17 protein-coding genes and 1 pseudogene are annotated in these 17,491 nt (G+C 62.2%); 13 read left to right on the top strand and 5 right to left on the bottom strand.

The window, feature by feature from the left end; genetic code table 11:
* Positions 1 to 5 precede the first annotated feature (5 nt).
* The 5 genes from QM801_RS15335 to tsaA are packed head-to-tail and all read left to right on the top strand — an operon-like array spanning position 6 to position 5,132.
* Positions 6 to 1,436, top strand: a complete 1,431-nt coding sequence (locus QM801_RS15335; protein ID WP_415020081.1) for an aldehyde dehydrogenase family protein — start codon at positions 6 to 8, stop codon at positions 1,434 to 1,436.
* Complete coding sequence (locus QM801_RS15330) at positions 1,433 to 2,863, top strand: aldehyde dehydrogenase family protein (RefSeq protein WP_415020080.1); 1,431 nt, start codon at positions 1,433 to 1,435, stop codon at positions 2,861 to 2,863. Before QM801_RS15335 ends, QM801_RS15330 begins: the two co-directional genes overlap by 4 nt.
* Positions 2,841 to 4,106, top strand: coding sequence for a gephyrin-like molybdotransferase Glp (gene glp / locus QM801_RS15325; protein WP_415020079.1), 1,266 nt, complete (start codon positions 2,841 to 2,843; stop codon positions 4,104 to 4,106). The genes QM801_RS15330 and glp overlap by 23 nt, the downstream gene beginning before the upstream one ends.
* The gene (locus tag QM801_RS15320; RefSeq protein ID WP_415020078.1) at positions 4,072 to 4,638 is read left to right on the top strand and encodes a DUF2478 domain-containing protein; all 567 of its coding nucleotides are present in this window, start codon (positions 4,072 to 4,074) and stop codon (positions 4,636 to 4,638) included. The genes glp and QM801_RS15320 overlap by 35 nt, the downstream gene beginning before the upstream one ends.
* Positions 4,639 to 4,640: 2 nt before the next feature.
* Positions 4,641 to 5,132, top strand: coding sequence for a tRNA (N6-threonylcarbamoyladenosine(37)-N6)-methyltransferase TrmO (gene tsaA / locus QM801_RS15315; protein WP_415020936.1), 492 nt, complete (start codon positions 4,641 to 4,643; stop codon positions 5,130 to 5,132).
* Positions 5,133 to 5,430: 298 nt separating this feature from the next.
* Here the strand turns inward: tsaA and QM801_RS15310 are convergent, their stop codons facing one another.
* Complete coding sequence (locus QM801_RS15310) at positions 5,431 to 5,649, bottom strand: hypothetical protein (RefSeq protein WP_415020077.1); 219 nt, start codon at positions 5,647 to 5,649, stop codon at positions 5,431 to 5,433.
* Positions 5,650 to 6,082: 433 nt separating this feature from the next.
* Here QM801_RS15310 and QM801_RS15305 point away from each other — a divergent pair, with 433 nt between their 5' ends.
* Together QM801_RS15305 and QM801_RS15300 are read left to right on the top strand one after the other, a co-directional pair.
* Positions 6,083 to 6,373 (top strand): hypothetical protein, encoded by a 291-nt coding sequence (locus QM801_RS15305; protein WP_415020076.1) that lies wholly within the window; start codon positions 6,083 to 6,085, stop codon positions 6,371 to 6,373.
* A gap of 376 nt (positions 6,374 to 6,749) precedes the next feature.
* A pseudogene (locus QM801_RS15300) lies at positions 6,750 to 6,830 on the top strand (tRNA (N6-threonylcarbamoyladenosine(37)-N6)-methyltransferase TrmO); the annotation flags it as partial.
* A gap of 118 nt (positions 6,831 to 6,948) precedes the next feature.
* On the opposite strand, the gene QM801_RS15295 reads toward QM801_RS15300, so the two are convergent.
* The 3 genes from QM801_RS15295 to QM801_RS15285 all read right to left on the bottom strand — a co-directional run bounded on the left by QM801_RS15295 (position 6,949) and on the right by QM801_RS15285 (position 10,421).
* Complete coding sequence (locus QM801_RS15295; protein WP_415020075.1) at positions 6,949 to 8,196, bottom strand: tyrosine-type recombinase/integrase; 1,248 nt, start codon at positions 8,194 to 8,196, stop codon at positions 6,949 to 6,951.
* 301 nt (positions 8,197 to 8,497) lie between these two features.
* Positions 8,498 to 9,475 carry an ABC transporter permease gene (locus QM801_RS15290; protein WP_415020074.1) on the bottom strand — a complete coding sequence of 326 codons (978 nt, stop codon included), beginning with the start codon at positions 9,473 to 9,475 and terminating at the stop codon, positions 8,498 to 8,500.
* Between the two features lie 16 nt (positions 9,476 to 9,491).
* The gene (locus QM801_RS15285) at positions 9,492 to 10,421 is read right to left on the bottom strand and encodes a substrate-binding domain-containing protein (protein ID WP_415020073.1); all 930 of its coding nucleotides are present in this window, start codon (positions 10,419 to 10,421) and stop codon (positions 9,492 to 9,494) included.
* An 80-nt stretch (positions 10,422 to 10,501) separates the two neighbouring features.
* Here QM801_RS15285 and QM801_RS15280 point away from each other — a divergent pair, with 80 nt between their 5' ends.
* From QM801_RS15280 to QM801_RS15255, 6 genes are all read left to right on the top strand, one after another.
* Positions 10,502 to 11,944, top strand: coding sequence for a xylulokinase (locus QM801_RS15280; RefSeq protein ID WP_415020072.1), 1,443 nt, complete (start codon positions 10,502 to 10,504; stop codon positions 11,942 to 11,944).
* Between the two features lie 249 nt (positions 11,945 to 12,193).
* Positions 12,194 to 13,564 carry a sensor histidine kinase gene (locus QM801_RS15275; protein ID WP_415020935.1) on the top strand — a complete coding sequence of 457 codons (1,371 nt, stop codon included), beginning with the start codon at positions 12,194 to 12,196 and terminating at the stop codon, positions 13,562 to 13,564.
* Positions 13,561 to 14,007 carry a response regulator gene (locus QM801_RS15270; RefSeq protein ID WP_415020071.1) on the top strand — a complete coding sequence of 149 codons (447 nt, stop codon included), beginning with the start codon at positions 13,561 to 13,563 and terminating at the stop codon, positions 14,005 to 14,007. The genes QM801_RS15275 and QM801_RS15270 overlap by 4 nt, the downstream gene beginning before the upstream one ends.
* Positions 14,000 to 15,085, top strand: coding sequence for a histidine kinase dimerization/phosphoacceptor domain -containing protein (locus QM801_RS15265; RefSeq protein ID WP_415020070.1), 1,086 nt, complete (start codon positions 14,000 to 14,002; stop codon positions 15,083 to 15,085). The genes QM801_RS15270 and QM801_RS15265 overlap by 8 nt, the downstream gene beginning before the upstream one ends.
* Positions 15,082 to 16,209: a sugar ABC transporter substrate-binding protein gene (locus QM801_RS15260; protein ID WP_415020069.1), complete on the top strand. Its 1,128-nt coding sequence runs from the start codon at positions 15,082 to 15,084 to the stop codon at positions 16,207 to 16,209. The genes QM801_RS15265 and QM801_RS15260 overlap by 4 nt, the downstream gene beginning before the upstream one ends.
* 84 nt (positions 16,210 to 16,293) lie before the next feature.
* The gene (locus QM801_RS15255; RefSeq protein WP_415020068.1) at positions 16,294 to 16,476 is read left to right on the top strand and encodes a DUF1328 domain-containing protein; all 183 of its coding nucleotides are present in this window, start codon (positions 16,294 to 16,296) and stop codon (positions 16,474 to 16,476) included.
* On the opposite strand, the gene QM801_RS15250 is transcribed toward QM801_RS15255, so the two are convergent.
* Positions 16,477 to 17,430, bottom strand: a complete 954-nt coding sequence (locus QM801_RS15250; protein WP_415020067.1) for a diacylglycerol/lipid kinase family protein — start codon at positions 17,428 to 17,430, stop codon at positions 16,477 to 16,479.
* Between the last annotated feature and the right edge of the window lie 61 nt (positions 17,431 to 17,491).

The following is a 17,491-nucleotide window of genomic DNA, read 5'->3' as shown; positions in this document are numbered from 1 at the left end:
AAGCCATGAGCAATGCACTCAAGTTCTACATCAATGGGAAGTGGGTCGATCCGGTTCAGCCGAAGACGATCGGGGTGGTCAATCCGTCCACCGAGGAAGTCTACGCCCACATTTCGGCGGGCAGTGCCGCCGACGTGGACCGTGCTGTCGCCGCGGCCCGGGCCGCTTTTGAAACCTTTTCGGTGACCACGCGCGAGTATCGCCTCGCTCTTCTCGACAAGATCATCGCCGGCTATCAGCGCCGCGCACCGGAACTGGCGAAGGCCATCTCGGAGGAGATGGGCGCGCCCATCGACTTTGCCCTCTCGGATCAGGTGGAGTCGGGCTTCCAGCACCTGAAGCGCATCCGTTCGGTGCTGGCGACCTACGAATTCGAGCACCGCAAGGGTACGGCCCTGATCGTCCGCGAGCCGATTGGCGTCATCGGCATGATCACGCCGTGGAACTGGCCCCTCAACCAGATCACCTGCAAGGTGGGGCCTGCCATTGCTGCCGGCTGCACGATGGTGCTGAAGCCCAGCGAAGTGGCGCCGCTCGATGCCATCATCTTCGCGGAAATCCTCCATGAGGCGGGTGTGCCGCCCGGCGTGTTCAACCTTGTCAACGGCGATGGCCCGACAGTGGGCGATGCCATGTCGCGCCATCCCGGCATCGACATGATGTCCTTCACGGGTTCGACCCGCGCAGGCATCCTCGTGGCCAAGAGTGCTGCAGATACGGTGAAGCGCGTCTCGCAGGAACTGGGTGGCAAGAGCGCCAACATCCTCTTCCCTGATGTCGATCTCAAGGATGCCGTCACCAAAGGCGTGAACAAGTGCTTCGGCAACAGCGGCCAGTCGTGCAATGCGCCCACGCGCATGATGGTGCAGCGGAACGTGATGTCCCAGGCTGCCGGTTTTGCGAAGGCCGCCGCTGAGAGCTTCAAGGTCGGCCCCGCCGGCCAGTTCGGTCCCCATCTCGGACCTGTCGTAAGCGAGATCCAGTTCAACAAGATCCAGGATTTGATCGAGAGCGGCATCAAGGAGGGCGCCGAGCTTGTGACGGGCGGTCTCGGCCGTCCCGAGGGCCTGAACCGGGGCTACTACGTCAAGCCCACGATCTTCGCCAACGTGACGCCGGACATGCGCATTGCGAAGGAGGAAATCTTCGGTCCTGTCCTGTCGATCATGGCCTACGACACGCTCGAAGATGCCGTGCACGAAGCCAACAACACCCTTTATGGCCTTGCCTCCTACCTCCAGACAAAGGACCTGGCCAAGGGGCGCGAGATTGCCCGCAAGATGCGCTCGGGGAATGTCTACATCAACTATCCGGCCTGGGACACGAGCCTTCCCTTCGGCGGTTACAAGCAATCGGGCAATGGCCGCGAGTATGCCGAGTACGGCCTCGAGGATGTGACCGAGATCAAGGGTATCGCAGGATTTGAAGCAGCATGAGCCATCACCTCCAGTTCTTCATCGACGGCAAATGGGTTGCGCCGGCGGAGCCGAAGACGCTTGCCGTCATCAACCCGGCGACCGAAGAGACCTGCGCCACGATCTCGGTTGGCTCCGCTGCCGACGTGGACAAGGCCGTGGCGGCAGCACGGCGTGCCTTCCCGGCGTGGTCTCTGTCATCGCGGGAGCAGCGGCTGGCACTGCTGCGCAAGATCCTCGAAATCTATAATTCACGCTATGACGAGATGGCCGAGGTGGTGTCCCAGGAAATGGGGGCACCGCTTGCCTTTGCCAAGGCCGCACAGGCCTGGGCAGGGCAGGTGCACATGGAAGCGACCATCAAGGCGCTGGAAAACTTGCATTTCGCCGAGCAGCGGGGCACCACCCGCGTGGTGAAGGAGGCGATCGGTGTCGTCGGCCTTATCACGCCATGGAACTGGCCCCTCAACCAGATCGTCTGCAAGGTGGCTCCGGCCATTGCGGCGGGTTGCACCATGGTGTTGAAGCCCAGCGAGATAGCGCCTTTGAGCGGCATCCTGTTTGCGGAGATCATGGAGGCCGCCGGCACACCCAAGGGTGTGTTCAACCTCGTGAACGGCGAAGGGACTGTCGTGGGCACAGCCATGTCGGCCCATCCCGGCATCGACATGATGTCGTTCACGGGCTCCACCCGTGCGGGCATCCAGGTCGCCAAGGCCTCCGCCGATACGGTGAAGCGCGTGGCGCAGGAACTGGGCGGCAAGTCGCCCAACCTCATCCTCGATGATGCCGATCTCGAGTCCGCCGTGACGACGGGCGTCAATGCCTGCTTTGCCAACTCGGGACAGTCCTGCGATGCACCTACCCGCATGTTCGTTCCACGCAAGCGCCATGACGAGGCTCTGACCATCGCCAAAAAGGCGGCAGAGACGAACATCGTTGGAAACCCCACCGATTCCCGGACGGTGCTTGGCCCCGTGGTCAGCGACATCCAGTTCGCAAAGGTGCAGCGCCTGATCGAAAGCGGCATCAAGGAAGGCGCCACGCTGGTGTGCGGGGGCTTGGGGCGCCCGGATGGCCTTAACCGCGGCTACTACGTGAAGCCGACGGTGTTCGGGAACGTGGCGCATGAAATGACGATTTCGCGAGAGGAAATCTTCGGTCCCGTCCTCTCGATCCTACCCTATGACAGCGAGGAGGAGGCGATCACCAAGGCGAATGACACCGTCTATGGTCTTGCAGCCTACATCGCGTCGAAGGACATCGCCCATGCGCGGAAGGTTGCGGCGCAATTGCGCGCTGGGACCGTGAACATCAACTATCCCGACTGGGACACGCATGCGCCCTTCGGCGGCTTCAAGCAGTCTGGCAACGGCCGGGAATATGCCGATTGGGGCATTCACGACTTCCTGGAGATCAAGGGCATTGTCGGGTTCGGGACGAACTAGTCCGGCCTTCGGCGCCGGGAAGGGAAAGGCACTCACGCTCCTCGCCGAGGCGCGTGCATTTATCGCATCGGCTTATGCCTGCGTCTGCGAATCCGAGACCGTCCCCACAGCCACGCGAGGGACCGGCTTTCTCGCCGAAGATGTCCGGTCCCCGTGCGATCTGCCGCGCTTCGATGCCGCTGCGGTGGATGGCATCGCCGTGCGGCGGTCCGACCTTGTGACCGGTGCCACGACGCAGTTGAAGCTTGTGGGGCGGGCTGCTGCGGGGCACCCGTTTGACGGGACTGTGCCGCCAAGGAGTGCCGTCCGCATCTTCACCGGAGCGGCTGTTCCGGATGGTTGTGACGCCATCGTCATGCAGGAAGACTGCGTCTTCCGTGATCCATTGGTGTTCGTGGACGTGCGCGAGGGGCAGGGCAGCAACATTCGCAGGCGCGGCGAAGACGTGATGCGGGATGAGGTCGTTCTTCGCAAGGGCACGCGCATGACGCCGGCGCGCTGGGCTCTGGCCGGTGCATTGGGGCTCACCACCGTTCTGCTGCGACGGCCCCTGCGGGTGACGGTCTTCTCGTCCGGGGACGAAGTGACAGGGGCCGGGTCGGCACTGACTGCGGGACTGATCCGTGACGCCAACCGCCCGCTCCTGCTGGCGATGATTGTCGCGCTGGGATGCGATGTGCGGGATGGCGGTATTCTACCTGATGACGCGGACCGGCAGGTTGACCTTTTGCATCAGGCCGCAGCGGAGAGTGATCTGCTCGTCACTTCGGGCGGCATGTCGGAAGGAGAGGAAGATCACCTCCCCGGAGTGATCCGGCGGCGGGGCTTTCTGGAAATCTGGAAGCTCGCGATCAAGCCGGGCAAGCCTGTCGGCCTCGGCGACATAGATGACTGTCCGATCGTGGCGCTGCCGGGCAATCCCATTGCCGCTGCGGTGACCTTCAGCCTTCTTGGCAATGCGGTGATCGAGCGCCTCTCGGGTGCGACACCGGGAACATTCACGTCGCCTATGCGCCTGCCGCTGGCCGAGGCAGTATCGAAGAAGTCAGGGCGGTTTGAAGCGGTGCCCGTGACCCTCGTTACGGCGCCCGGATCGGCAACCTTGGCCCGGCCGGTGAGAAAGCAGGGCTCGGCCATGCTGTCGTCCCTCGCGGACTGCACGGGCTTCGTTGGCCTGCCTGAGGACATGACAGAGGCCGGAGAAGGAGATGTCGTTGACTACTATCCCTTCGCAGGTGCTTGAGGCCGGGGCAGAGGATGCCGCCGGGGTGCCGTCCATCGGCTATGTGCAGGGTGCATCCGGAAAAGTCGTGCAGGCGGTCATCCGTGCCTTCGGCCTTTCCCTGCTGAATGCCGGCATCGACGTCCTCGGCATGACTGAAGTGCCGGGCGCAGAGGTTGGAGGGGACGCCGTGATGCGGGACCTCCAGTCCCGCTCCGAGTTCGACCTCTACCAGAGCCTTGGCCGGGGATCGCAATCGTGCAGTCTGGATTCCGTGGGACTGACGGAAGCGGCGGGCTTCCTTGAAGCCACCCTGCATCCGGGTGCTGACCTGCTGATCATCAACAAGTTCGGCAAGGAAGAATCCCTCGGGCGGGGCTTCTCGGGCGCCTTCCGAAAGGCCATGCTTCTGGATATCCCCTTGCTGACGTCGGTCAATCCGGTGTTCGAGACCGACTGGCAGGCCTTCACAGGAGGATTGGCGCAAAGGCTTCCGCCGTCAGTCGAAGCGATATCGGCGTGGTGGCAGTCACAGCGGCGCGCAAAGGATTGATGATGGTCAGGCTCAACGAAATCCGGCCGAATGAAGTGGCGGTACCCGTCGATTTCAAGACGGATGCTGCCATCATGTTCATCGGCCGCATCCACACGCCTTGGACGGACCGCCTGAAGTGTCCGCGGCAAGGGAGACTCGATGGCCCCGTATGCGAGATCGAGATCTTCGAACCCTGGCACCAGGCGCTCGCCGGAATCGAGACCTTTGAGCGGCTCGAGGTGCTCTATTGGCTGCATGAATCCCGGCGTGATCTGGTGCTGCAGAGCCCCGCTAGCGATGGCAAGGTGCGGGGCACCTTTGCACTGCGGTCGCCGGTGAGGCCAAATCCCATCGGCACATCGATTGCAGCACTCGTCACAGTCGAGAAGAACGTGCTGAAGGTCCGGGGATTGGATTGCCTCGACGGCACGCCGCTCATTGATCTGAAGCCTGACCGCATGCTCTTCACGCCCATCGCCCCGCCGCAGCCGGGTGATTTCGAGAAGGGTTGACGCCGTTGGGACTTCGCCCCTGCGCAAGTGCCACCGCTGACCTACACACTCGCCAATCGGTTGGCCTTCGCCAGTGGCGCGTGGGGTTCTAACACAATCAGCTGTGACTCAGTCGACAACAGGCTGACGGATGTGACCACATCAGCGAACAGAGTGGCGACCTACGCCAGCACGCCTGCTGCCGGCGCCGCGAGCAGGATCGATGGGCAGAGCCGGGTGGTCATGGACCATATGATCCTGGCCCGCCGGCCGTCCTCTCGGCCCGTGAGACCTTTAAGGCGACGAGAGATACGCTCATTCAGACCGCCCCGGGAGGCGCTCCGAAGGTCTCGAACGCCTTCAAGAACATCTTGAAATCGGGAACAGAAAGAAGAGTGTCCACGGCAGGCTCGGGCATCAGAACGATTGCTGCGGAGTGCCAATACAGAAAAAGGGCAAGAACCGCCACCGCCGCCACGAAAAAGACGCCCCACCACGAAGGGATGGTGGGGCGATGGTCGGAGGGTTTGTTAGTCAACAGAAGGTCATCCCTTGGATCTCAAGTGAGGGGCTTTTCTGGGCGGTGCTAGAAGCCCACGCCAGGTACTTGCCCCACGACCGAACGTTTATTCAGGTCCGATCTTCTCTTTGCCATGATGCACAACACACAAAGGTCACCACATCCCATGAGTCGCGTCTACATCGTGGAGCGTGTGATCGTGCCGTTTTTTTGGAGGGGGGAGGGTGTGCACCAGACGTCACCCCTCACGAGCAGTGATCCTGCCCCGATCATCCTGCCCCCGCCGGATGATCAACCCCGGCGCGGCGATAATGAGACGCTTTGCTGAAGTCCAGCAACGTCTGATGGTAATATCAGGGCTGCGACAGCGTGTCTTAGGAACCGGATATAGACCTGTTAGACTGGATGAGTCGCCGTCACGGGGGCGGCATGAAAAATACGGAGACTTTTTATGGAAACACTTGTTCCACTTATTCTGCAGATCATTGCCGGGGGCGTGGGCGGCATGGCGGGTGGAAGTCTCATTAAGAAAACCGATTTGGGGGCAATCGGGAACATCATCGCCGGTGCCGTTGGTGGGATAGGAGGGAGCCAGCTTCTTCCGGTTATACTCGGCATGGCCACCAACCCTGACGGCATGCTCAGCAATCTGGCAGCCTCAGGGATTGGCGGCTTGGTTCTCCAACTGGTGGTCGGCTTGATCAAAGCCTATTCATCGCCACGTTCCGTCGGAAACGACTGACCAGCTATCAATTCTGCCACAACTGAGCGGCAGGCCACCGCGTCTGTCGCTTTAATATTGGGCATTCGAGGCGGTGGCGGGGGAAGGGGAGCAAATCCCTTCCGAGCGACGGGGAGTCGCCCCCTGACCTCAACAGCGAAGAGCACAGGCCAAGCCCGTGCCCACTCTACACCGCCACGAGACGGTGTCCATGCGACCTGCTGGCGGGTGCTCGAAGGTGTGTTTAAAGGGTGTTCGATGGGGCTTCAAAGCCGTCTCGAAGAGCCTCTACAACACCCCTAAGAGATCGTCACAGAGGCCTTCGTTCAGCTTTCCAGTGGGCAAAAAGTGGCACAATATGCGTGTCCGACGAGCTTAATGTGCTTGTCGCGCTACATTTGAGCGCCTCGAGGTGCTCTATTGGCTGCATGAATCGCGCCGCGATCTGGTGCTGCAGAGGCCCGCCAGTGATGGCAAGCAACGCTTGCACTTCCGTGAAGCGTAGGGCACCTACATAGGCTTGATGCATGACCAATGAAGCTCCAAAATAACAAGTGTATGCTGCGTAAGGTGCATACAAATGCAATTCTCAGACGCTAAGCCTCTCCCTTGAGATTGGCAGAAAGCATGTCTCCAACTGTGTTTGAAACATCACGCACCGGGCTAGCATCGAAATTGGCATAGCGGCTCGTGGTAGCAATGTTTTTGTGGCGCAGTAGGTCGCGCACGATAAACCCTGAAATCCCCGCCTGCGCCGCATAAGTTCCTACAGTGTGGCGCAAATCATGAATCCGAACGTCATCAATTTTAGCATGCTGTCGGATTCGTTGCCAATTCACCTCCATAACTTCCTTAGTGATGTGACGTGTTGGATCATCCGGTCGGGGCAAAACAAATTTGGATTTTGTGATCCTGGGCAAGCGATTCAGGGTTTCCATCACAGCGTTACCGACGGGATGGGGCTCTCTCTTTCCACCCTTCCGAGATGGAAGCTTCACAGTGCCATTCTCAAAGTCAATGTGGGCCCATTCAAGCTCAATAATCTCGCTCAACCGAGCTCCTGATAGCAGCAGTAGTCGAATTGCGGCAATGAATTGCCAAGACAGCACCGTGCGTTGGTTTTCAGGTTTCGCCAAATGTTTTGAATTTTTGCCCTTGTCCGACACCCGCCAGGGCATACCAAGCGTCTCTGCCTCCGCCAAGGATTGGCCCAATCTTTGAACCTCCTCTTTGCTGAGAAAGCGGGTCCGGTGTTCCTCCTTGTACCGCTTGATAGAGCGACACGGATTGGAGTTTTCTGGACGGATGCCCCAAATCTCTGCCAACGAAAGAGCTTTGGAAAGGACTGCCAATGCATAGTTAGCCCGCCGGGGCGTCTCTCTCATTGCCAAGTGCAATCGTGCAGCATCGGCCCTCGTAAGATCGCTAGCCTTTATATTCCCTATACGCGGAACAAGGCGGGTCCGCACTAACGCTGTCACGTCTTTTTGCGTCGTTGCTGCGTTATGGATGGCAGCATGGTCGCTTAGATACCGCTCCAACAAATCTGCTATGGTTGGGGACCCGCGATAGATTTGACGCTGCGAAACTGGGTCGCCACCATTAGCAATTTCTACGACAGTCTCTCTAACAATCTTGCGGGCGTCGTCTACGGTCAGCGCGCCATATCTTCCAATCGTCAGCCTTCGAGAACGTTTCGCTTTGTTCCGATACTGATAGATAAATGTCTTAACTCCACTGGGCAGCACCAGCAAACCAAATCCCCTCAGTTCATCGTCCCACATGATTTGAGGCTTAACTGGCGCTTCTGCACCTTCAATTTTCTTTTTGGTCAGCTTAGCCATTTATTGTTCGAACCTCCTCAAACGGCAACCGGGAAATAGGATTCCAAGTTGGTGTCTCACATTCCATGTAAGCACTATGTAAGCAAAAGAGGCAGAAATCAACGTGAGCGCAGAGGAATAGGCGGGATCAAAATGTTGATTAAAACATTGAAATAAATAGTTAAAATAAAAGAGAGAGAAATAGGTAGAAACACGCACAAGTTGTGGAATGTTGATTGTGGATCTGGGGGTCCCCCGTTCGAGCCGGGGAGGCTGTACCATATCTCTCCCGCACATGACCGATTGCAGACCGCGCCCCGCTTCAGTTGCGGCGGAGCTTCTCCAGTCCGCTTGCCGCCACGGCGAGGATGATGATGCTCCCCACGAGAATGTCGCGGATGTAGCTGTCAACGCTGAGCTGGGTGAGCCCATTGGAGAGAACGCCGAGGAAGAGCACGCCTGCAAGCGTGTTGAGCACCTTCGGTTCGCCGTTCACGTTCATGGTCATGCCGAGGAAGACGGCGGCAATCGCGTCCAGCATCAGCCCCGAACCCTGCACCGGATTGGCCGAGGCGACGCGCGCCGTATACATGAGCCCGGCGATGGCGGCGGCAAGCCCCGAGAGCGCGAAGGCCGCAAGCCGTGTCATGCGCACGTCAATGCCGGCGAGGCGTGCCGCTTCCGAACTGCCGCCCATGGCATGGAGATGCCGGCCGAACACCGTCTTCTGCAGGATGAACCACACTACCAGCAATGTCGCGGCGGCAACGAGCGTGAGGTTGGGGAGCACGAGGGCCGTGTCGCCTTGCGTCCAGAGCGGAAGCCCGCCCCGGGCAAATTCGCCGAGGCTTGCCGGAATGCCGCTGCCGAAGATGGTCTTGCCACCTGAAATCAGGAAGGCGAGGCCGCTGAAGATCGTCAGCGTGCCGAGCGTTGCGACGAAGGGCAGGATGCCGAGGAAGCTCACCAGAAAGCCGTTGAAGGCGCCGCCCACAACGCCGACCACGAGTGCGGCCAGCATGGCGATGAGCGGCGCATCCGTGAGCCTGAAGACAACCGCCAGCACGATGCCGGCCAGGCTCGCCATGGAGCCCACGCTGAGATCATAGTCGCCCATGGTCATGACGATGGTCATGGCAAAGGCCGTGACCGCCAGCATGCTCACCTGCTGCGTGATGTTGAAGAGGTTGCGCCCGGTCATGAAGGTGCCGGGCAGCATCACCCAGAAGAACAGCAGGATCAGGCCGAAGCAGGCAAGCGTGCCGTAGGTCCGGACAAAATGCAGGAGGGCCTGATTCAAGACCGGACGCTCTGCCTCAGTCCTTGACGTTGGCTGCGGTGATCAGCTTGGTCGGGACATAGATCACGCCCTGCTTGATCTTCTCGCCGCCGAGGTGGCGCTTCACCGCTTCGGCCGTGGTGGCGCCGATGCCCTTGAAGTCCTGCGCCATCGACGCCTCGAAGCTGCCGCCCTTGGCGATTGCCGCGCGCGCTTCCGGATTGGCGTCGATGCCGGTGATCACGATACCCTCGTCACCACGGCCCGCCGCTTCGATCGCCTGAAGGGCGCCGAGTGCCGGCTGGTCCCAGGCGGCCCACACCGCGCTGATCGAGCCCTTGTCCGGATTGGCGGTGAGGATCGCTTCCATCTTGGCGCGGCTGTCGGCGATGCCGCCGTCCTGCACGTCGGGCGTCACCCGGTCGAGCACCTTGATGTCCGGGTTGTTCTTGAAGATGGCATCGGCGATGACGCCGCGCTGCTGCACCGGTGGGAAGGCGTCGAAGACGAACATCACGACCTTGCCCTTGCCGCCGATGCGGTTCACCACATAGGAGGCGGTGTCGGCGGCCATGGAGTAGCCGTTCGAGGTGACGTTGGTGACGAGCAGCGGTGTTGCGCCCGCATCCATGCCGAAGACCGGAACGCCGGCGGCCTTGGCGGTTTCAAGCCCGGCCTGCACCTGCGAGGGATCGACGTTGATGACGATTGCCGAGACCTTCTGATTGGCGGCATCCTCGATGCGGCCCACCGCGGCGGCGACGTCACCCTTGGTGTCGATGACGTTCACCTCCCAGCCGAACTCCTTGGCCTTCGCCTGGAAGGCCTCGACGTAGAACTGCGTGCCGGGCTGGGCCAGATAGGGCGTGACGATGGCGATCTTCTCGCCCGCCGCCTGTGCCGCCATGCTGCTTGCAGCCATCAGGCCTGCGGCCAGTCCCATACCCAGAATCGTCCTGCGCTTCATCGCTTTTTCCTTTACTTTGTGCAGCTTGTTTGAGGCGGCAGAAGTAAGCACAATGGCCGGAGCGAGACAAGGACAGGGCCATGCTGATCGGGATTGATGTGGGCACCACCGCGGTGAAGGCGGCACTCTTCGATGCCGGCGGGCAGGTGCTCCGCCGCTTCGGCGAGCGCTATCCCACAACGCGGCCCCGGCCCGGTCACGTGGAGCAGGACCCGGCGCTTTGGATCGATCTTGTGGGGCGCGCCCTCGCCAGCCTGAGTGATGGCGTGACGATCACGGCGGTGGGTCTCTGCTCGCAGGTGAACACCCACGTGTTCTGTGATGAGGCGGGCAAGGCGCTGCTTCCCGCCTTCACATGGCAGGACACGCGCTGCGCCGAAGATGCGGCATCACTCGATGCGAAGGTGGCCTTCGACGACAAGATCCGCTGGTGGCGGGCGCCGCTCCCGGTCGATGCCAGTCATGTTCTCGCCCGCATGGCCCATGTGGCGCGCGCCGCGCCCGAGGTCTGGGCGCGCGCGCGGTTCGTGATGGCGCCCAAGGACTATTGCATCTTCCATCTCACGGGCGAGGCCATTGCCGATCCGATGACCAACTTCGGCATCCTCGATCAGGACCTCGCGCTCATCACGCCGCTTCTCGATCTTGTGCCAGGTGCAGCGGAACGCCTGCCGCGCATCGCGGGCTTCACGGCACCCGCGGGACGCATCCGCGCAGGCCTTCCCTGTGCCGGCGTGCCCGTGGTGACGGGCGCCATGGATGCGTGGTCCGGATTGCTGGGGGCGGGCCTCTCAGAGGATGGGCAGGGTCTTTACCTCAGCGGCACCAGCGAGATCCTCGGCATCCTCTCGCATGCGCGCGCGCCCACACCCGGCGTCATCGCCTTTGCCGAATGCGAAGGCATGGTGCTGCACGCAGGGCCCACGCAATCGGGGGGCGCGTCGCTCGACTGGTTGTCGCGGCTGCTCGGCAAGACGCCAGCGGAGCTTGCCGCGCTGGCAGCGAGCGCCGACCTCCGCCATGTGCCGCTCTTCCTGCCGCACCTCGATGGCGAGCGTGCGCCGCTCTGGGATGCCGGGGCGCGCGGCTCCTTCACGGGACTCACTTCCGCAACAGGCCCGGCGGAACTATCCCTCGCCGTGCTCGAAGGTGTTGCCTATTCGGCCCGCCTCGTCTTCGACAGCCTGAAGCAGTCCGCCTCCCGTGAGGCCGAGGTCATTCATCACGCCGGCGGCGGAGCGGCCTCCGATCTCTGGTGCCAGATCCGCGCTGATGTGCTGGGGAGACCGTTGCGCCGCACTGCGATGCGGGATGCAGGCGTGCTGGGGGCCGCGCTCATGGCGGGCGTGGGCGCGGGTGTCTTTCCCTCGCTGGCGCAGGCCACGCGGGACTTCGTGCAGTTCGATGCGGCTTTCACGCCACGGGCAGTGGCGGCCCCACGCCATGACAGGCGCTTCGAGGCCTATCGCCTCGCCTACGAGAACCACCGGGCGCTGAACAGCCTGCTGGCGACCGCCGGCTGATATTTCACAACGGCGAAGGAACCATTGGCGTGGCGAGGCGTTTACGTTCTCGCACAACGTTGGGTTGGTGCTTACCTGCAAAACGAGACCATTGGGGGCGATACATCGTCGAGTTACCGAACACCGCCACTCCGCCGTCGGCCTCCTCCGCCAAGCTTGCAGCGTTTCCCATTGCCCTGGGTGGCGTGGCCCTGGCGGGCATTGTCGTAACGACCTTCTGGCTCAACGAACAGGCGCGGCAGAACTTCGATTCCGTCGTCAAGGCACGCGAGACCTCGACTGCGGCCATCGAACTGCGGAGCGCCCTGCAGGCGGCCGAGTTCGAGCCAGCGTGGCTTTCTCTACACCCACAACGAAATCTACCTCGCGCCCTATGACGTGGCCCAGACCAAGGCGCGCCGCCAGATGAAAACGCTCTCCACGCGGCTCGAGGATTATCCGGCCCTGCATCAGGCCCGCGACCGCCTGGTGAAGGTGGTGGAAGAGAAATTCGCGGAGATGGACGAGTCCGTGGCATTGAAGCGGAAGCGACTCGATGCCGAAGCCCTGGCCCTGGTGAAGAAAAACCGCGGCAAGGCCTTCATGGACGAGGCCAATGTCTTCATCGGCGGCATCGTGCGCGCCGCCGACCAGCGGCTTCTCGTGGGTGTTGACGGGCAGCGCGAAAGCACCGCCTTCCTGCGCTGGGTATCTTTCTTCGGCGCTGTTGTCATCCTCGCCATGTTTGCGATCGCCGCGCGCATTTTCCAGGCCTATACGCGCACGCTCGCGCTCGCCGACCAGGAGGTCAGGCAACTGAATGCCAGCCTCGAGCAGCGGGTAGAGCAGCGCACTGCCGAACTGGCCCGCGCCAACGAGGAAATCCAGAAGTTCGCCCACATCGTCACCCACGACCTGCGGGCGCCCCTCGTCAACATCATGGGCTTCAGCGCCGAGATCGAGGGTGGCCTGCAGCAGGTGCAGCAGGTCTTCGGCGATCTCGAGAAGAAGCAGCCGCCGAACGATGCCCTGCTGAGCGAGGCGACGGCATCCGTGCGGCAGGACATGCCAGAGGCGCTGCACTTCATCCGCACCTCCACCAAGAAGATGGACAACCTCATCAATGCGATCCTGCGCCTCGCGCGCGAGGGCCGGCGCGTGCTGATGCCGGAGCAGATCGATCTCGGTGAACTCATTTCGCAGGCCGCCGAGGCGATCCGCCATCAGCTTGCCGCCGATGGCGGAAAGCTCGTGTTGAATGTCGGGGTGAAGCGCATCCACAGCGACCGTTTTTCGCTCGAGGCGATGATCGGCAACATTCTCGACAACGCCTCCAAGTACCGCGCCAAGGGCCGGCCGCTCGAGATCGGTGTCACGGTCACGCCCGCACCGGCGGGCAGGGTGCGGATCGAGATTCGCGACAATGGCCGCGGCATCGCCGAGAAGGATCTGGCGCGCATCTTCGAACCCTTCCGCCGCGCCGGCACGCAGGACCAGAAGGGCGAAGGCATCGGCCTCGCCTATGTCCGCACGCTGGCGCAGAATTTGGGCGGCGAGGTCACGGTCGCCTCACGGCCCAATGCGGGCTCCACCTTCACGATCATCATTCCCTCCCATTCCGCAAGCGAGACACCCTCATGAATGCTTCCTCCAGTGCCGTCACCATCGTCATGATCGAGGACGATCCCGGCCATGCCCAGCTCATCAAGAAGAACATCCGCAAGGCCGGCGTGAACAACGACATGGTGGAATGCGGTAATGGCGAGTCCGCCCTCCGCTTCCTGCTTGGTGATGACGGTCTCGGCACGGCCAACAGCCGCAAGCAGCTTCTCATCCTGCTCGATCTCAACCTGCCCGACATGACGGGCACGGAGATCCTCAAGGTGATCAAGCACAATCCCCACCTGAAGCGCTCGCCGGTCGTCATCCTCACCACGACCGACGACGATTTCGAGATCAAGAAATGCTATGACCTCGGCGCCAACGTCTACATCACCAAACCTCTCAACTATGAGGGTTTTGCCAATGCGATCAAGCAGTTGGGGCTGTTCCTGACGGTGATGCAGGTGCCCGAAAATGCCTGACAGCCGGAGCAAGCGCGTCCTCTATCTCGATGATGACCAGGGCCTCGTCCGCCTCGTGCAGAAATCGCTGCTGCGCCTCGGCTACGAGGTCGTGTCGGCGGGGTCGTGGGCCGCCGCACAGGCCGCACTTGCGGAGGGTGGCATCGACGTGATTGCGCTTGACCACGATCTCGGCAGCGAAACCGGCCTCGACATCATTGCCCAGCTTGGTGATCTGCCGAAGCATCCGCCGGTCGTCTACGTCACGGGCTCATCCGAACTGAGCGTCGCCGTTGCGGCCCTCAAGGCCGGCGCCAGCGACTTCGTGCCGAAGACGGTGAGCGAGGACTTCATGGCGCTGCTCAATTCGGCCTTCCGCCGCGCCATCGAAAAGGAGCGGTTGCGGGAACGGAAGGAGCAGGCGGAGGCGGAGGTGCGCGCCGCCCGCGACCGGGCCGAGCTGCTGCTGCAGGAAGTGAACCATCGCATCGCCAACAGCCTCGCGATGGCGGCGAGCTTCGTCAATCTGCAGGCGGGCTCGCTTGTGGATGGCGCCGCCAAGGCCGCGCTGGAAGAGACGAAGAACCGCATCCATGCCATCTCGCTCGTCCACCGCCAGCTCTACACCAAGGGCGACTTCCGCTTCGTGGCGCTGAATGACTACCTCGCGAACCTGATCGAGCAGATGACAGCCTCGGCGCGGAGCGGCGACGAGGGGATTGCCATCCATCATGATCTTGCCCGTGTCGAACTTCCGATCGATGCCAGCGTGAACCTCGGCGTCATCGTGGCGGAATGGATCAGCAATGCGCTGAAGTATGCATACCCCTCCGGCCAGGGCCGCATCGACGTCACGCTTGCGCTGCTGGACGATGGCCGGGCGCGATTGACCGTGGCCGACCGGGGCGTCGGCCGTGAGGGGGATGCGGCGCGGCAGGGCACAGGCTTCGGTACGCGCATCGTGAGCGTGATGGCGGACAGCATGGCGGGCAGCATCGACTATCAGCCGGGACATCCCGGCACCATCGCCGCGCTCACCTTTCCGCTGCGTGTCACCTATCCCGCGCAGGACACCGAGGGCAGACAGGAAACACCATGATGACCTACGCCAGAGCTCTTCTCGCCCTTGCAGTGTGTTTCGCCCTTGCGGCCTCAGCCGCTGTGGCACAGGGCCTCACCGAACCGCGCGTGTTGCCGCCCTTCACGCCCGGCGGCGCCACCTGCACCGCGCCTGCGGGGTTGGAGAAGCGCCTCCTCTTCCTGCAGGACAACGAGCGCGATTTCATCCTCGGCGTGAAACATGGTCTCGGCCTTGCTGCGCAACAGCGGAACCTCGCCTTCTCGGCCAAGCTGGCGTCGAATGACTCAACGAAGATGCAGGCCAATGCACGCGCCGCGCTGGCGGAAAAGGTGGGCGCGGTGATTGCCGCTCCCATCAATCCGGAAATCCTCAGCACGGACCTGCGCAATCTGCTGCTCGCCGGCACCTATGTGGGAACCATCGTGCCGCCGCCTGCATCGACCATTCTCAACGCGCCGCAATATGAAACCGGCCGCGTGCTGGGTGATGCTGCTGCCGACTACATCCGCAACAAGCTCGGCGGCAAGGCAGATGTGGTCATCCTCACTCACGACAGTCTTCAGGTGCTGGCGCCGCGCTTCCGCGCCATCCGGGACGCGCTCGACAGCCTGCCAGGCGTGGACATCATCGCCGACATTACACCCGACACGGTGGACAAGGCGGGCGGGGCCGCCACGATGCAGAACATCCTGCTCGCCAATCCCAATGTCGACGTGGTGCTGGGCGCGGATACCGTGGTGCTCGGCGCATACGAGGCCATGCAGGCCGCGGGAAAACTGCGGGACGACCAGTTCTTCGGCGGCATCGACGGCGAGCCGGACGCCGTGCGCCTGATCAAGGCCGGCGGCGCCTACAAGATCAGTGTCAGCCTTGCGTCTCCCGTGTTCGGCTATGCGCTTGGCTCCTTCGCCGCCGACTGGATGGAAGGAAAAGCGGTGCCGCAGGCCATGGACATCCTGCCCAAGGCGCTCACGGCAGACAACATCGCCGCCTACGAGGCCGATCTGCAACATCCGGATGCGGTCTTTGCCGACCCTGCGCGCCGCGACTCCTACCTCAGGTTCTATGGCCGCATCTGCTACGACACGCGGAGCGAGTTCCTCGATTTTCCATGGTCGTCCGAACAGAAGGACCAGGACTGAGCGCAGCGGCAAAAGGGAACCATCGCGCGCGTTTCGGCATTCTGTGGGCACGCCTGAATTGCAGGCGCAGAACAGGGTGAACACATGAACGTTTCCAATCTCCTCCACTGGGCCATCATTTTCCTCGTTGTCGCGATCGTTGCGGCCCTGCTGGGCTTCGGTGGCGTTGCCGGCACGGCGATGGCCGGAGCGAAGATCGTCTTCTGGGTGGCGATCATTCTCGCGATCGTGTCGTTCCTCTTCGGCTTCGCGCGGCGCGGCGCCTGATCAGGATGACGTCCGGGGTGCCGCCTGCTCGTCCCGCGCGGTGGCACCCCGGCCCAGAACTTTCAGCGCCTTTGGCTTCATGCTCACCGTGACGGGATTGTCGAGGACGATGATCTCGCCATCCAGAGACGCGAGAACGCCCTTCCGCCGGCTGAAGCGGAAGGAGCGGGAGAGACGGTTCAGCGTGACCGTGGTCGCGACCCGGTGATCGACGATATCGGCATCGTGCAGGCGGTTCTTCATGTAGTCCCGGGCAAGGCCCAGCAGGGCGCCGAGCGAAAATTCGGGCAGCGCGTAGTAGCCGAGTTGACCCGTATCCAGCCTGTGCTGCACCGACCAGAGATTTTCCGATCCGATGGGGTTGTTGGTGACCGCCACCATGGGTGAAGCCACCAGCAGTTCCTCATCGTCGAGCTTCACCCGGCCCCGCACCAGCCGGGGACGCAGTGACAGGGCAAGGAGTGCACGGGCCGTGCTCGCGAGCTTTCCGGCGCGAGACTTGTAACCGAGTTTTTCGCGCAGACGCCCCATGCGCGGCTGCAGGCCGAACGACACCTGATGCAGGAAGATGCGGTCGTTCGCCGTTCCGACATCGACGGGATAGACCGTGGCCTCTTTCATCTGGGCCAGCGCCTCTTCCAGTTTCGGTGAGAAGCCCAGCGCCTGCACGAACAGGTTCATCGTGCCGAGCGGCAGCGCCCCGAGAATCTGTCCGGTCTTGAGCAGTGCATCTGCGGCAGACGCAATCGTGCCGTCACCACCGCCTGCAATGATGACATCGGCGGTCTTTCTGGCCTTCGTGATCTCGGGTGCGATGTCGCCTTCGAACAGCCGCACCTCGAGCGGTGAAAAGACATCCGCCAGCTGCTCGCGCACAAGATCAGCCACGGCGTCGGCGCCGCGCGAGCGCACCGTGCCTGAATTGCGGTTGATGAGGACGAGCGCCGAGGCCATGCCAGCGGAGATAGCGACCTCTGGTCAAACTTCAAGCGGAACGATGCGATGCATACGTCCG

The sequence above is a fragment of the Aestuariivirga sp. genome, from assembly GCF_047600585.1.
Taxonomy (GTDB): domain Bacteria; phylum Pseudomonadota; class Alphaproteobacteria; order Rhizobiales; family Aestuariivirgaceae; genus Aestuariivirga.
The sequence above is the reverse complement of the archived record's forward strand: the minus strand, read 5'-3'. Positions and strand labels throughout refer to the sequence as shown.

Bases quoted from the DNA above. Each gene is read 5' to 3' on its own strand.
- QM801_RS15335 (WP_415020081.1), top strand. From the start codon at position 6: ATGAGCAATGCACTCAAGTTCTACATCAATGGGAAGTGGGTCGATCCG.
- QM801_RS15330 (WP_415020080.1), top strand. From the start codon at position 1,433: ATGAGCCATCACCTCCAGTTCTTCATCGACGGCAAATGGGTTGCGCCG.
- QM801_RS15320 (WP_415020078.1), top strand. From the start codon at position 4,072: ATGTCGTTGACTACTATCCCTTCGCAGGTGCTTGAGGCCGGGGCAGAG.
- tsaA (WP_415020936.1), top strand. From the start codon at position 4,641: ATGGTCAGGCTCAACGAAATCCGGCCGAATGAAGTGGCGGTACCCGTC.
- QM801_RS15305 (WP_415020076.1), top strand. From the start codon at position 6,083: ATGGAAACACTTGTTCCACTTATTCTGCAGATCATTGCCGGGGGCGTG.
- QM801_RS15295 (WP_415020075.1), bottom strand. From the start codon at position 8,196: ATGGCTAAGCTGACCAAAAAGAAAATTGAAGGTGCAGAAGCGCCAGTT.
- QM801_RS15285 (WP_415020073.1), bottom strand. From the start codon at position 10,421: ATGAAGCGCAGGACGATTCTGGGTATGGGACTGGCCGCAGGCCTGATG.
- QM801_RS15280 (WP_415020072.1), top strand. From the start codon at position 10,502: ATGCTGATCGGGATTGATGTGGGCACCACCGCGGTGAAGGCGGCACTC.
- QM801_RS15270 (WP_415020071.1), top strand. From the start codon at position 13,561: ATGAATGCTTCCTCCAGTGCCGTCACCATCGTCATGATCGAGGACGAT.
- QM801_RS15265 (WP_415020070.1), top strand. From the start codon at position 14,000: ATGCCTGACAGCCGGAGCAAGCGCGTCCTCTATCTCGATGATGACCAG.
- QM801_RS15260 (WP_415020069.1), top strand. From the start codon at position 15,082: ATGATGACCTACGCCAGAGCTCTTCTCGCCCTTGCAGTGTGTTTCGCC.
- QM801_RS15255 (WP_415020068.1), top strand. From the start codon at position 16,294: ATGAACGTTTCCAATCTCCTCCACTGGGCCATCATTTTCCTCGTTGTC.
- QM801_RS15250 (WP_415020067.1), bottom strand. From the start codon at position 17,430: ATGGCCTCGGCGCTCGTCCTCATCAACCGCAATTCAGGCACGGTGCGC.